This is a genomic window from Bacillus sp. GS3m_15504, from assembly GCF_055825275.1.
This window is the reverse complement of sequence record NZ_JBVVNL010000003.1, coordinates 374,608-388,931: the sequence shown is the minus strand read 5'-3', so window position 1 is coordinate 388,931 and position 14,324 is coordinate 374,608. Positions and strand designations below refer to the sequence as shown.

Annotated in this window: 17 protein-coding genes; 15 read left to right on the top strand and 2 right to left on the bottom strand. The window is 37.9% G+C overall.

What is annotated here, in order from left to right:
- Window positions 1-296: 296 nt before the first annotated feature.
- From AC0L0O_RS23985 to AC0L0O_RS23945, 9 genes are all read left to right on the top strand, one after another.
- Window positions 297-542, top strand: coding sequence for a type B 50S ribosomal protein L31 (locus AC0L0O_RS23985; protein ID WP_000643433.1), 246 nt, complete (start codon window positions 297-299; stop codon window positions 540-542).
- Window positions 543-650: 108 nt separating this feature from the next.
- Complete coding sequence (locus AC0L0O_RS23980; RefSeq protein WP_000280867.1) at window positions 651-1,238, top strand: thymidine kinase; 588 nt, start codon at window positions 651-653, stop codon at window positions 1,236-1,238.
- Window positions 1,239-1,629: 391 nt separating this feature from the next.
- Window positions 1,630-2,697, top strand: coding sequence for a peptide chain release factor 1 (gene prfA, locus AC0L0O_RS23975; RefSeq protein WP_000887065.1), 1,068 nt, complete (start codon window positions 1,630-1,632; stop codon window positions 2,695-2,697).
- Window positions 2,697-3,548, top strand: coding sequence for a peptide chain release factor N(5)-glutamine methyltransferase (gene prmC, locus AC0L0O_RS23970; protein WP_428889157.1), 852 nt, complete (start codon window positions 2,697-2,699; stop codon window positions 3,546-3,548). Before prfA ends, prmC begins: the two co-directional genes overlap by 1 nt.
- Window positions 3,549-3,660: 112 nt before the next feature.
- Window positions 3,661-4,527, top strand: a complete 867-nt coding sequence (spoIIR, locus tag AC0L0O_RS23965; protein ID WP_042988832.1) for a stage II sporulation protein R — start codon at window positions 3,661-3,663, stop codon at window positions 4,525-4,527.
- 49 nt (window positions 4,528-4,576) lie between these two features.
- Complete coding sequence (locus tag AC0L0O_RS23960) at window positions 4,577-5,035, top strand: GNAT family N-acetyltransferase (RefSeq protein WP_000758435.1); 459 nt, start codon at window positions 4,577-4,579, stop codon at window positions 5,033-5,035.
- Window positions 5,036-5,143: 108 nt separating this feature from the next.
- The gene (locus AC0L0O_RS23955) at window positions 5,144-6,184 is read left to right on the top strand and encodes an L-threonylcarbamoyladenylate synthase (protein ID WP_473786154.1); all 1,041 of its coding nucleotides are present in this window, start codon (window positions 5,144-5,146) and stop codon (window positions 6,182-6,184) included.
- 77 nt (window positions 6,185-6,261) lie between these two features.
- Entirely contained in the window at window positions 6,262-6,810 is a 549-nt protein-coding gene (locus AC0L0O_RS23950) for a manganese efflux pump MntP (protein ID WP_473786153.1), read from the top strand.
- Window positions 6,811-7,040: 230 nt separating this feature from the next.
- Entirely contained in the window at window positions 7,041-7,319 is a 279-nt protein-coding gene (locus tag AC0L0O_RS23945; protein WP_000197486.1) for a DUF3935 domain-containing protein, read from the top strand.
- Window positions 7,320-7,758: 439 nt separating this feature from the next.
- Here the strand turns inward: AC0L0O_RS23945 and AC0L0O_RS23940 are convergent, their stop codons facing one another.
- Window positions 7,759-8,370 (bottom strand): flavin reductase family protein, encoded by a 612-nt coding sequence (locus AC0L0O_RS23940; protein WP_000949069.1) that lies wholly within the window; start codon window positions 8,368-8,370, stop codon window positions 7,759-7,761.
- A gap of 159 nt (window positions 8,371-8,529) precedes the next feature.
- Window positions 8,530-8,916 (bottom strand): DoxX family protein, encoded by a 387-nt coding sequence (locus tag AC0L0O_RS23935; protein ID WP_000968618.1) that lies wholly within the window; start codon window positions 8,914-8,916, stop codon window positions 8,530-8,532.
- Between the two features lie 387 nt (window positions 8,917-9,303).
- On the opposite strand from AC0L0O_RS23935, the gene AC0L0O_RS23930 reads away from it, so the two are divergent.
- The 6 genes from AC0L0O_RS23930 to upp all read left to right on the top strand — a co-directional run bounded on the left by AC0L0O_RS23930 (window position 9,304) and on the right by upp (window position 14,026).
- Window positions 9,304-9,801, top strand: a complete 498-nt coding sequence (locus AC0L0O_RS23930) for a PTS sugar transporter subunit IIA (RefSeq protein ID WP_473786152.1) — start codon at window positions 9,304-9,306, stop codon at window positions 9,799-9,801.
- A gap of 246 nt (window positions 9,802-10,047) precedes the next feature.
- Window positions 10,048-10,488 (top strand): low molecular weight protein arginine phosphatase, encoded by a 441-nt coding sequence (locus AC0L0O_RS23925; protein ID WP_000832355.1) that lies wholly within the window; start codon window positions 10,048-10,050, stop codon window positions 10,486-10,488.
- Between the two features lie 96 nt (window positions 10,489-10,584).
- A complete protein-coding gene (gene rpiB / locus AC0L0O_RS23920; RefSeq protein WP_098945372.1) occupies window positions 10,585-11,028 on the top strand; it encodes a ribose 5-phosphate isomerase B in 444 nt (147 codons plus the stop codon).
- A gap of 66 nt (window positions 11,029-11,094) precedes the next feature.
- Entirely contained in the window at window positions 11,095-11,667 is a 573-nt protein-coding gene (locus AC0L0O_RS23915; protein ID WP_000136366.1) for a TIGR01440 family protein, read from the top strand.
- Between the two features lie 216 nt (window positions 11,668-11,883).
- Window positions 11,884-13,125, top strand: coding sequence for a serine hydroxymethyltransferase (gene glyA, locus AC0L0O_RS23910; protein ID WP_000349816.1), 1,242 nt, complete (start codon window positions 11,884-11,886; stop codon window positions 13,123-13,125).
- A 271-nt stretch (window positions 13,126-13,396) separates the two neighbouring features.
- On the top strand, window positions 13,397-14,026 hold the full coding sequence (gene upp, locus AC0L0O_RS23905) for a uracil phosphoribosyltransferase (RefSeq protein WP_000517539.1): 630 nt from the start codon (window positions 13,397-13,399) through the stop codon (window positions 14,024-14,026).
- Window positions 14,027-14,324: the final 298 nt, after the last annotated feature.

Sequence of the window (14,324 nt, the reverse complement as noted above, 5' to 3'; positions counted from 1 at the left end):
GCGAGTTTTTTATGTTTTTTAGGTGATGTTAAAGAGAGATGCGTGGAAGAATCTCCGGTCATTTCACTCTCTCGCTCGAAGCAAAAAGCGCTTCAAGGTCGAGAGTTCCAATGCCCTGCGATTCTGAGCGAGCCGCTTCTGCTTTTAAAATTAAAAAGACAAAAACAGGTAGTTGCAAAATGAAGTTAGCCTTGTTATAATTTCATCATATGTGTTTCATCAATATAGTTGTGTATGCAGCTGAAGATGAAAAACTCTGTTTCGAAAATGATTCAGGGCGGAAGGAGATGAAAAGAATGAAAGCAGGAATTCACCCAGATTACAAGAAAGTTGTATTCATGGACACAAACACAGGCTTCAAATTCTTAAGCGGATCTACTAAAGGATCTAACGAAACTGTTGAGTGGGAAGATGGTAACACTTATCCATTACTAAAAGTTGAGATCAGTTCTGATTCTCACCCATTCTACACTGGACGTCAGAAGTTTGCTACTGCAGACGGACGCGTTGACCGCTTCAATAAGAAATACGGTCTTAAGTAATAAAAACATAAAACAGGCAAGTGTATCTATTCGCTTGTCTGTTTTTTTTGCGAAAATATTATACCTTTACCCTACTTTTAATTAAAAAGTAGATGAAAGGAGAGCTTCATGTACTTAATAAATCAGAACGGTTGGATTGAAGTGATTTGCGGTAGTATGTTTTCTGGTAAATCAGAAGAGCTTATCCGCCGTGTTCGTCGTACGCAATTTGCGAAACAACATGCAATTGTATTTAAACCATGTATTGATAATCGCTATAGTGAAGAAGACGTTGTATCACATAACGGATTAAAGGTAAAAGCAGTTCCTGTTTCAGCTTCAAAAGATATATTTAAACATATCACTGAAGAAATGGATGTAATTGCAATTGATGAAGTGCAATTCTTTGATGGGGACATTGTGGAAGTGGTGCAAGTATTGGCAAATCGTGGCTATCGTGTCATTGTAGCTGGTTTAGACCAAGATTTCCGTGGTCTACCATTTGGACAAGTTCCTCAGCTGATGGCGATTGCTGAACATGTAACAAAACTACAAGCTGTATGTTCTGCATGTGGATCTCCGGCAAGTCGTACACAACGATTAATTGATGGAGAACCAGCGGCATTTGATGATCCAATTATTTTAGTTGGGGCTTCAGAATCGTATGAACCACGCTGTCGTCATTGTCATGCAGTTCCTACAAACAAAGATAAGTAAAACTCGCTGTGCAAGGCGGGTTTTTTTCAGAATAGAGAGTGTGAGTGGTACGAGCCACCGCCACTTTTAAGTATATTATCTAGCTTCAGCGGCTAGAATCTCCAGCCATTTCACTCTCTCGCTTGAAGCAAAAAGCGCTTCAAGATCGAGAGTTCCAATGGCCTGCGATTCTGAGCAAGCCGCTTCCGCTTTTAAATATATCTAGTTCTGGTGGCTAGCTCTTCGCACCTAAGAACCTTCCGCCCGAAAGGTAAAAAGCACCTTTAGGTCGAAAGAACCTTAGCTGGTCAGAGCTGAACGAGCCACCGCCACTTTTAAATATAATTTGCGTTTTTTTGAGTAAGTACCATATACTATTTGTATTAGATACTAGGATGTAGAGGTGAATGATGTGTTAGATCGTTTGCAAGCTGTAGAAAATCGTTATGAGAAGTTAAATGAATTGCTAAGCGACCCAGCAATTATTAGTGATTCAAATAAGCTTCGTGAATATTCAAAGGAACAGTCTGATATACAGGAAACGGTAGAGGTGTATCGTGAGTATAAGGATGTTCGTGAGCAATTAAAAGATGCGAAAGCAATGTTAGAAGATAAGTTAGACGCAGAAATGCGTGAAATGGTAAAAGAAGAGGTTTCTGAGCTAGAATCACAAGAAAAAACATTATCAGAGCGTCTGAAAATTTTACTTGTACCAAAAGATCCTAACGATGATAAGAACGTTATCGTTGAGGTTCGTGGAGCTGCCGGTGGTGACGAGGCTGCTTTATTTGCTGGTGATTTATACCGTATGTATAGCCGTTACGCTGAGGTACAAGGTTGGAAAACGGAGATTATCGAGGCTAGCTATACAGAGTTAGGTGGATATAAAGAGATTATCTTTATGATTAACGGTAAAGGTGCTTTCGCGAAGTTGAAATTTGAGAATGGCGCTCACCGTGTACAACGTGTTCCTGAAACGGAATCTGGTGGACGTATTCATACATCTACAGCAACTGTAGCTGTATTACCAGAGGCAGAAGAAGTAGAAATTGATATTCATGAGAAAGATGTTCGTGTTGATACATTCGCTTCTAGTGGACCTGGTGGACAGAGCGTTAATACAACGATGTCAGCGGTACGTTTAACGCATTTACCGACTGGTGTAGTTGTATCGTGTCAGGATGAGAAATCACAAATTAAGAATAAAGAAAAAGCGATGAAAGTATTACGCGCACGTGTTTATGATAAGTTTAGACAAGAAGCACAAGCTGAGTATGATCAAAACCGTAAACAAGCTGTTGGTACGGGTGATCGTTCAGAGCGTATTCGTACGTATAACTTCCCGCAAAACCGTGTTACAGACCATCGAATCGGTTTAACGATTCAAAAGCTAGATCAAATCTTACAAGGTAAGTTAGATGATTTCATCAATGCCTTAGTGATGGAAGATCAGGCTCAAAGGATGGAGGCAGCTGAGTAATGCGTGTCTATGAAGCCCTGAAATGGGCTTCTTCTTTTTTACAGGAGAATGGGCGAGATGAAAATGCGGGAGAAATTGTCCTTTGTCATGTATTAAAGACGAATAGAACAGGATTATTGATGAACATGCGTGAAGAAATAACTGCGGAACAAGAAACAAGTTTTACAGAGTTTATCCACAAGCATGTAGAAGGTATTCCGATTCAATATATGATTGGTCATGAAATGTTTTATGGAAGATCGTTCTTTGTGAATGAAGAAGTATTAATACCAAGACCGGAAACTGAAGAGCTTATAGTGGGAGTGTTAGAAAGAATCGAGCGCCATTTTGGTGATGAGAAACTACATGTAGCGGATATCGGTACGGGTAGCGGGGCGATTTCGATTACGCTTGCTTTAGAAAATAAAAATCTTCATGTATATACGGTAGATATTGCACAGGAGTCAATTGAAGTTGCAAAAGAAAATGCGAAAACTTTGGGCGCAGAAGTAACGTTCTATCATGGTGATTTATTATCACCATTTTATGAAACGGGTCAAAAGTTAGATGTTGTTGTTTCAAATCCTCCATATATACCGGAAGAAGATTGGCGTGGTCTTTCTCCTGTGGTGAAAGAGTATGAACCAAAGAGAGCGCTTGTTGGTGGTGAAGACGGATTAGATTTCTATCGCCGCTTTATGGAAGAGTTGCCGAATGTGTTGCAGAAGAAAGCAATTGTAGCATTTGAAATTGGAGTAGGACAAGGTGAGGACGTGAAAGGGCTGTTACAACAAGCTTTTCCACATGCTCATGTTGAGGTTGTTTTTGATATTAATGGGAAAGATCGTATGGTATTTGCAGAAATGGAGTAAGGATTACACCTTACTCTATTTTTTTGTGGAAAAATTCATATAGATTTTGAATTTAATAGTTTAGAAAGATGAAAGTCTGTCCACACTGTTTGTAGAAGGGACGGTGGAGGAAATGAAAAAACAAGTTATTGCTTATCTTCTTCTATTATTAATTGGTGCACAGTTACTTGTGCAGTTTGGATATATGAAAGCTGATGCGAAAGGGCCTTCAGTTATTCCGAAAGAGGCCGTTCGATTACGTATTTTAGCAAATAGTGATTCAGATAAAGATCAGGCGTTAAAGCGCAAAGTGCGTGATGAAGTAAAAGCACAAATTGATGGATGGGTAGCTGATTTAACTTCATTTGAAGAAGCGCGCAAAGTCATTCAAAATCATATTCCAGAAATCGAAAAAACAGTGGCAAATACGTTGAAAAAAGAAGGAAGCAAAGATTCATTCCAAGTGAAATTCAGTAAAAATGTAAAGTTTCCTACAAAGGTATATGGGAATTTTATTTATCCGGCAGGGGAATATGAAGCAGTTTTAATTACAATTGGGGAAGGGGAAGGGGCAAACTGGTGGTGTGTATTATTTCCACCGATGTGTTTCTTAGATTTTTCAAGTGGTACAGCTGTAAGGAAAGAAGAACATGTTGTGAAGGCTGAATCTCCAGAAGAGGAGCAAGTAAAACAAATAGATGATGAAGAGGTAGTAGATACAGAAGAGAAAAAGGAGGATGAGGTGAAAGAAAAGAAAGTTGTAAAGCAGGAAGTCGCAACAAAAGTAACAGCTTCTGAAAAGAAAGTAGTAAAAAATGAAACAAAAGTAGAAGAACAACCTGTAAGTAAAGAGGAAACAAAAACTGTGGAAAAAGTGGAGAAACCTGTGGAGCAAAAACAAGAAAAACAAAATGAGTATGTAAAAGTAGAAGAGGAAGAAGAAGAGCCAGAAGTTAAGTTATTTATTGTAGAAGCTTTTACATCTTTATTCTCTAAATAGTACTATTCGTAAATCCCTTCTCATATATAAAAAAGAGGAGGGATTTATTATGAAGAAGGTATATTTTGCGACGAAAGCAGATGTGGAAAGATTGCATTCTTTTTTCGGACAAGCTAATAAAAAAGATGATAAAATAAATGAGTTGTACGCGCAATTTATGATTTTGGAAGAGGCGGAAGAAATAAGGGCAGTCATTGGATATGAACAAAGTGAAGAAAACGCACTGATTCGTTCTTGTTTATTCACACCTAATGTGGATAAACAGACTTTCTTATATTTTTTTGAAATGTTTTTGCAGTATATGAAAGAAAAAAATATTCGACAATTGTACTTACTAACAAATCATCCACAATCTATAACAATCTTTCAGTTTTTTGACTTTGTTACTATAGAGAAAGAAAACGTACCAGAGGGAATTCGACAGTTAGAACACTTTTGTAAAAATATAAAAGAGCCAAATGCAATAATACTAAATTGTCAGCTATTCACAAAGTTATCCACGGATTAATTAGGTTTATCCACATTTTGTGGATAAACCTTGTTTGTCTTTTGGATAAATCTCATAGTAAACTAAAAATAGACAAGTATTTCAGGGTAGAAAAGGACGTGGGAAAAAATGCATACAAATATGTGGGTTGTGGATAATGTTGTGGAAAGAAAAAAATATTATCCACAGTTACAAGAAGCAGCAAAATTATTAAGGGAAAATGAGGCGATTGCCTTCCCGACAGAAACAGTATATGGACTAGGTGCAAACGCGATGAATGATGAAGCGATTGCCAAAATTTTTGAAGCAAAAGGAAGACCGAGTGATAATCCACTTATTGTCCACATCGGGACAAAATCGCAGTTAGATGGGATTGTGAAGGAAATTCCACCAGTTGCAGAGAAGTTAATGGAGCATTTTTGGCCAGGGCCGTTAACAATTATTTTACCTAGAAAAGAAGGAATTTCAGAGAAGGTGACGGCAGGACTTCATACAGTTGGAGTGAGGATGCCTGATCATCCAGTAGCGCTTGCTCTTATTGAAGAGGCAAATGTACCTGTTGCAGCACCGAGTGCGAATCGTTCTGGTCGTCCAAGTCCGACGTTAGCATCTCATGTATATGAAGATTTAAATGAGAAGATCGCAGGTATTGTAGATGGTGGTGCAACAGGAGTAGGTGTGGAATCAACTGTAATTGATTGTACAAGTGCTGTTCCAACGATTTTACGCCCAGGTGGGATTACGAAAGAACAATTGGAAGCAGTGATTGGTACGGTTTCGTTAGATCCAGCTTTAAAGGATGAGAAAGAAAAACCGAAATCACCTGGAATGAAATATACACATTATGCACCGAAAGCTCCGCTCAGTATCGTTGAAGGATCACGTGAGTTTATTCAGCGCCTTGTGGATGAGAAGAAGGAAGAAGGATTCAAAGTAGGTGTATTAACGACAGAAGAGTATCACCATATATATAATGCGGACGTTGTATTATCATGTGGTGTTCGAAGTGATTTAGCTAGCGTTGCGACTAAATTATATGATGTACTTAGAACGTTTGATGCAAGTGAAGTGGATGTTATTTTTAGTGAATCGTTACCGAATGAAGGAATAGGAAACGCGATTATGAATCGTTTAACAAAAGCGGCAGGACATCATATTATTACTGAATGATAAGGTACGATTAGCAAACAGAATATTTCTCCTCGGATAAGCATATTGTGAAGTAGCACGTCCGAGGAGGGACATGAATGACGTTTGAACAGCTAATACCTTTAATAATTATGGCATTCGCCTTAGGGATGGATGCATTTTCGGTAAGTCTTGGTATGGGAATGATGGCCTTAAAGATAAGACAAATCCTGTATATCGGTGTGACGATAGGGATATTTCATATTATCATGCCATTTATTGGGATAGTATTAGGTCGTTTTTTATCAGAGCAGTATGGAGACATTGCACATTTTGCAGGTGCTATTTTATTAATAGGACTAGGATTTTATATTGTGTATTCCTCTATTTTAGAGAATGAAGAGACTAGAACAGCTCCTATTGGAATTAGTTTATTCGTATTTGCATTTGGTGTTAGTATAGATAGTTTTTCAGTAGGGCTTAGTCTTGGTATTTACGGGGCACAGACAATTATTACGATATTACTCTTTGGATTTGTTAGTATGTTATTAGCGTGGATTGGTTTACTCATTGGTAGGCATGCGAAAGGTATGCTCGGTACATATGGTGAGATAGTAGGTGGTATCATTTTGGTTGGATTTGGATTATATCTCCTTTTTCCTATATAATTTTAAGGGGGAGGGCGTTATGAACACGTTATTGGAATGGTATATTCGATTTGTAACTTTTTTCCGAGATGGTTACGACTACTTATTATTTGGGGTGTTATTTTACAAATTTCAATTTTAGGTTGGATTAAATTAATTCGTGAATGATAAGATAGTTCCTTTCTGTGCATAGTTTTGTTTGTACTATACTGATTGCGCTAAAAATTACACATATAGAAAGGATGAGATGGATGACGAGATTGAAGCAAGTTTTTGGTGTTATTATTAGTTTTTTTGTTTTTTGGTTTAGTATGCTCGGTGTACAAATGTTTGCTGAGTTTTTAGATATTGAGTCATTGAAGTTTGTTGCGGGGAAAACGGAGGCGGCGCGTGCCTTTTATTCTCCATACCCGTTTTTAATTGTTTTTCTTATTACATTGCTTTCTCTATACTTCTTCGTAATTAAGCTTGGGAAACCGAAAAAAGAGAAATTCCCGAATTTAGAGGAAAAAAAGGAAGAATTACAATGATAAAATCCCCTGCTATTTAGCAGGGGATTTTATGTTTGAGTGATGGAAGGAATTGAGTTGCTACCACTTTTAAATATTATCTAACTCCAGCAGCTAGAATGGTCGGTGGCTTCGCTTCTTCCTGCGAGGCAAAAAGCGCTTCAAGATCGAGAGCTCCAATGCCTTGCGATTCTGAACGAGCCGCTTCCGCTTTTAGATGTTATCCAGTTCCAGTGGCCAGCTCTTCGCATCTAAGAACCTCCCGCACGAAAGGTAAAAAGCACCTTTTGTGCGAGAGAACCTTAGCTGGTCAGAGCTAAACGGGCCCCTTCCACTTTTAGGTGTTATCCAGCTCCAGCGGCTAGAATCTCCGGTCATTTCGCTCTCTCGCTCGAAGCAAAGAACGCTTCAAGATCGAGAGCTCCAATGCCCTGCGATTCTGAACGAGCCGCTTCCGCTTTTAGAGTGGCCTCACTAATTCAAATTGTTCTCCTAGTTTTGCGTAGTTATGTCCTGCTAGGCGGCTTACTGGTTTTAGTCCTTCTGCATGAATGCGGCCATTTTCGTATAGGTGTTCTGCGACGTGGAAACGAACGACGCGTCCAATTAGTAGATCGCAAGCTGGTGAGTCTTCTGTTCCGCCAAGGGGGATTGCGCGTTCTAGTACGCATTCCATTCGAATGTTTGCTTCTTTTACACCTGGAACGGAGATGACATCACTTTCAATTGGTGTTAATTTTGCTAGTTCAATTTCACTTTCGTTTGGCGGGAGATTTGCTGCTGTTTCGTTAATTGCCGCTACATATGATTCATCAGAGATATGTACGACAAATTCCCCTTTTTCAATTGCGTTTCGAGAAGTGTCTTTTCTTTCTCCAGCTTTTCGTTGTACAGAAACTGAGATAAGTGGCGGATTAGCAGCGACAATATTGAAATAACTATATGGTGCTCCATTTAATACGCCGTCTTTTGTTACAGAAGTAACGAATGCGACAGGGCGTGGAATAATACTTCCTGTAAGTAATTTGTAATTCTCTTTTTCTGTTTGTTCATTTGGATTAATGGATAACATGCTTGAAATCCCCTTTCTAAATATGACGACTTATTGTTTGTTTACAAGATGTTAGTGGAAAACTCCTGCTGAAAATAATATTTTTATTACATAAAAAGAACTTACTTCATTATAATTGAAGTAAGTTCCATCTAAACAATCTCGGATTCAAGATAAAAATTATAGTAAAACGTATGCGCCAGGCCCGATTAAAGCTACACCAATCGCAACTGCGATTAACATTAAGTTGTATTCATATCCGTTTTGGGTTACCCAGTAACCATTTTTTCCATGAACAGTGAAGATTGCCATTAACATTGTTCCAACGATAAATAATGAACCAATTGCAGTGAAAATACCTGATGCGAATAAGAAACCACCTAATAATTCAGTTGCACCAGCCATAAATGCCATGAATACACCAGGGCGTAAACCGATTGATTCCATCCAGCCGCCTGTTCCTTTTAAACCATAACCGCCGAACCAACCAAATAATTTTTGAGCACCATGACCCATGAATGTAATACCTATAATAAGACGAATAATAAGAAGACCGAAATCCATCATTTTTGAAAACCTCCTAAAAGTTATTAACTTACCTTACGTAAGTGATAATAAAATAGTTACTTACTTTAGTCAAGTGGATTTCGAAAAAAGTTTGAAATTAATTTTACAAATTAGCGACAAAAAATAAAATGTAGTAAAGACCTCTAGACAAGTTGAGTAAAAAAAGAGAAAATATAAGTAGAAGTTAACTTCTTATTGTTATTCAGACAATCAGAATTGACTGGAATTTTGTGAGACGCTACAATAAGAGTCTAGTAGCAATGACGTAATTTATTTCGAAAGCGTTTTTACAGTATAATATTCGAAGTATGAAGTCTTACGTTTATTCTGATCTTTAATAGAGATTGCCCTATAAACTTTTAGGTAAATTATAAGGAGGACTATCCTATGTTTAAAAAATTATTCGGTCTTGGTTCAAAAACAAATGAAGAAACAATTGTAGCTCCATTAACTGGAGTAGTGAAAAATATTGAAGAAGTACCAGATCCAGTATTCGCTGGTCGTATGATGGGTGACGGTGTTGCAATCGATCCTACTGAAGGTGTAGTTGTATCTCCAGTTGATGGTGAAATCGTACAATTATTCCACACGAAACATGCGATTGGAATTAAAGCGAAAAACGGTACAGAAATTTTAATCCACGTTGGATTAGAAACTGTAAAAATGGAAGGTGAAGGTTTCGAAGCTCACGTTTCTGAAGGACAAGCTGTAAAAGCTGGAGATAAATTAATCTCATTCGATTTAGAATTAATTCGTGAAAAAGCGAAAAGCACAATTACTCCAATCGTTATTACAAACACAGATGCAGCTGAGTCTATTAAGACAACTGTAGGTGTAACTGCTACAAAAGGTTCAACAGAAGTAATGAAAGTTACAATGAAATAATTATTACATGAAGGGAGTCCGTTTCGTATGAAATGGATTCCTTATTTTGTTTTGTAGTCTGTTCTTTATGTATGGTAAAATACTTTGGGCACTTGGAAATAGGGTTTCACATATATGTGGATAAGGCGCATTTTTCTTAGAAAAAATATAAGAGAAATGCGCCTTTCGTATATTCACATTTCTTTTGTTCTATTGTAATGTACGCTATGATAAAAGGTAGGAAATAGAGAAAAGGGGTGGGTTTAGATGAAACGAGTATTATTTGTTTGCACTGGAAATACATGCCGTAGCCCGATGGCCGAGGCGTTACTTCGTCATCATGGGGAAGGTAAGTTTGAAGTGCAATCTGCTGGTGTTTTTGCCTATCCTGGAAGTGATGCGTCGGTACATGCAAAGGAAGCTTTAGCTGAAAAGGGAATTGCAATTGATCATACCGCACAGCAGATAAACGAAACTTTGATTGATTGGGCAGATATTATAGTAACAATGACAGAAAACCATAGACAAATTGTACTTGGACATTATCCGGGTGTTGAAAAGAAAGTAGATACGTTATATGGAGTAACTGAGGGGATAAGTAAGGATATTTCAGACCCATTTGGCGGATCGCTTTCTATTTATAAAGAAACGTTAGAAGAGATGGAAAAACTTGTACAAACTTTATTGAAAAAACATTCAGAAGGTTGATGTTTCGTGTATAATACGATATTGGAGATTACTTCGTTCCATCGTAGGAGCGAGTGAGAAATGAAGATAATGGATTGAAACTTTGGAGGGGTAAAAATGAAAGTAGTAATAGCATCTGATCACGGCGGTATGAATATCCGTAAAGAACTTGTAAGTTTATTAGAAGAGTTAAATATTGAATATGTTGATTTAGGTTGTGAATGTGAAGCTGGTTCTGTTGATTACCCTGATTTTGCGTTTCCAGCAGCGGAAATGGTAGCAAATGGAGAAGTAGACCGTGGTATTTTAGTTTGTGGGACAGGCATCGGTATGTCAATTGCTGCAAACAAAGTAAATGGTATTCGTTGTGCGTTAGTTCATGATACTTTCAGTGCGAGAGCAACAAGAGAGCATAATGATACAAACATGTTAGCAATGGGCGAGCGTGTAATTGGTGCTGGTCTAGCACGTGACATCGCAAAAATTTGGTTAACAACTGAATTTGAAGGTGGCCGTCACGAAAACCGCGTAGGAAAAATTAAAACATACGAAGCAAAGTAATAGATTCTAACTAGAAGCAGTAGGAAATATAATTTGGTGAACCAACCTGTGAAAGGAAGAGGCGTAATGACAGAAATCGTAAAGGTAAGAGAACAGCTACAAATTTCGCTTTCTGATTTCCAAGAACAAGCTTCATTACAAAGTGGTCAAATTTTTGTAGTGGGGTGTAGTACGAGCGAAGTGCTAGGAGAAAGAATTGGAACATCAGGAACGATGGAAGTAGCAGAGGCGATTTTTTCTGAGTTAAAACAATTTCAAGAACAAACAGGTATTGAGTTGGCGTTTCAATGTTGTGAGCATTTAAATCGTGCTTTAGTAGTTGAGAGAGAGTTAGCGATGAAATATCAATTTGAAATTGTAACAGTTACGCCTGTTAGATCAGCAGGTGGTGCATTAGCAACATATGCTTATCACAATTTGAAAGATCCGGTAGTAATTGAGTTTATTAAAGCAGATGCGGGAATGGATATTGGTGATACATTTATCGGTATGCATTTAAAGCACGTAGCTGTTCCGGTTCGTACTAGTGTGAAGGAAATTGGAAGTGCACATGTAACGATGGCAACAACACGTGGAAAACTAATTGGTGGAGCACGTGCTGTTTATGCGGCGAAGGAAGAGACTATCACTTGCCGTTAAAGTTACGAATAAGGTATGTTGTCTGACTTTATCATAGAAGAAAGAAAAGACCGATTTTCGGTCTTTTTTTTCTTTTATGATATAGAAAGTCATGTTAGAATGTAGTTGAAAACATGAAGGTTCGAAAGAATTACAACCTGAATTTTCGTTTTTTCTGAATAAATAAGAAAAAACTGTTGGGAATCGATGTAATTCGTTCAGAAAAGGGGGATTTTGGTGGATCATTTAAAACGTCAAGATGAAAAGGTATTTGCTGCAATTGAGGCAGAACTAGGAAGACAGCGTTCGAAGATTGAGTTAATTGCTTCGGAAAACTTCGTAAGTGAAGCGGTAATGGAGGCGCAAGGTTCTGTTTTAACGAATAAGTATGCTGAAGGATATCCTGGGAAACGTTACTATGGTGGTTGTGAACACGTAGACGTAGTAGAAGATATCGCACGTGATCGCGTAAAAGAAATTTTCGGCGCAGAGCACGTAAATGTTCAACCGCATTCTGGTGCACAAGCGAACATGGCAGTATACTTCACAATTTTAGAGCAAGGCGATACAGTACTTGGTATGAATTTATCTCATGGTGGTCACTTAACACACGGAAGCCCTGTTAACTTCAGTGGAGTACAATATAATTTCGTAGAATATGGCGTGGATGCTGAATCTCACCGTATTAATTACGATGATGTATTAGCAAAAGCGAAAGAACATAAACCAAAATTAATCGTTGCAGGTGCAAGTGCATACCCTCGTGTTATCGATTTCAAACGATTCCGTGAGATTGCAGATGAAGTGGGCGCATACTTAATGGTTGATATGGCACATATCGCTGGTTTAGTAGCTGCTGGTTTACATCCAAACCCAGTACCACATGCACATTTCGTTACAACGACAACACATAAAACGTTACGTGGCCCACGTGGTGGTATGATTTTATGTGAAGAACAATTTGCAAAACAAATTGATAAATCTATCTTCCCTGGTATTCAAGGTGGTCCACTTATGCACGTAATCGCTGCAAAAGCTGTTGCGTTTGGTGAGGCACTTCAAGATGATTTCAAAACATATGCACAAAATATCATTAACAATGCGAACCGCTTAGCTGAAGGTCTTCAAAAAGAAGGACTTACACTTGTTTCTGGTGGAACAGACAATCACTTAATCTTAATTGATGTTCGTAACTTAGAAATTACAGGTAAAGTAGCAGAGCATGTATTAGACGAAGTTGGTATTACTGTGAACAAAAATACAATTCCATTTGAAACAGCAAGCCCATTTGTAACAAGTGGTGTACGTATCGGTACAGCAGCTGTAACATCTCGCGGTTTCGGTTTAGAAGACATGGATGAAATTGCTTCACTTATTGCTTACACATTAAAAAATCATGAAAATGAAGCTGCATTAGAAGAAGCACGTAAGCGTGTAGAAGCGTTAACGAGCAAATTCCCAATGTACACAGATCTATAATAGATTGAAGTAGACTGCTGAAACGTAATTGTTTTGGCAGTCTTTTTTGTGGACATATATTGTTCTTGAAGTATGTATACAAATGATGAATAAATTTTGGCGATATAATGAAGGATACAGCTCCCATAATTGGTAAAGATACTAGATAGATTCATCGGAAATCATGATTTTGCCAAATTTGCCCTTGAATATTAGTAGCGTTTTCTTTACAATCGTAAATAGTGTAAAAAAGCGTGCAAACGCATGAATATCATCTAAAGGAGAGATTCACATGGGAAAACTGTATGTATTTGATCACCCGTTAATTCAACATAAGATTACATATATTCGCGACAAGAATACAGGTACGAAAGATTTTCGTGAATTAGTGGACGAAGTAGCAAGCTTAATGGCTTTTGAAATTACTCGCGATCTTCCACTTAAAGACATTGAAATTGAGACGCCTGTAAGCAAAGCGACAACAAAAGTGATCGCTGGTAAAAAACTTGGTTTAATTCCGATTTTACGTGCAGGTTTAGGAATGGTTGATGGAATTCTGAAATTAATTCCAGCAGCAAAAGTAGGACACGTTGGTTTATACCGCGATCCTAAAACATTGCAACCGGTAGAATACTATGTGAAACTTCCAACGGATGTAGAAGAGCGTGACTTTATCGTACTAGATCCGATGCTAGCAACAGGTGGTTCTGCAGCTGAAGCAATTAACTCTCTGAAAAAGCGCGGTGCAAAACAAATTAAATTAATGTGTATCGTTGCAGCTCCAGAAGGAGTAAAAGTAGTACAAGAAGAACATCCTGATGTTGATATTTATGTAGCAGCATTAGATGAGAAATTAAATGACCACGGATATGTAGTACCAGGTCTTGGTGATGCTGGTGACCGTTTATTCGGAACGAAGTAAGACAACTGACGAGAGGGGATTCCCCTCTCGTTTTTTTGTACCTTGGTGAGGTAGGGGAGGGGGATAAATATACATAGTATATACAACATAAGTTGCATACACATCACATATAATATAGAAGTCTTACGTCTAAAGAGCACTATATTATGGAAGGAAAGCGTTATATCTTAAAAATATAATAGTGACAAACTTGTGAACATTTCCTTCTATTATAAAAGGAAAACTGTTAGAAATTGCATATCTCTAACCAGTATTTAGAAGGGGAACGTTTTCATTTTTGGGAGGAAATGACTAATAC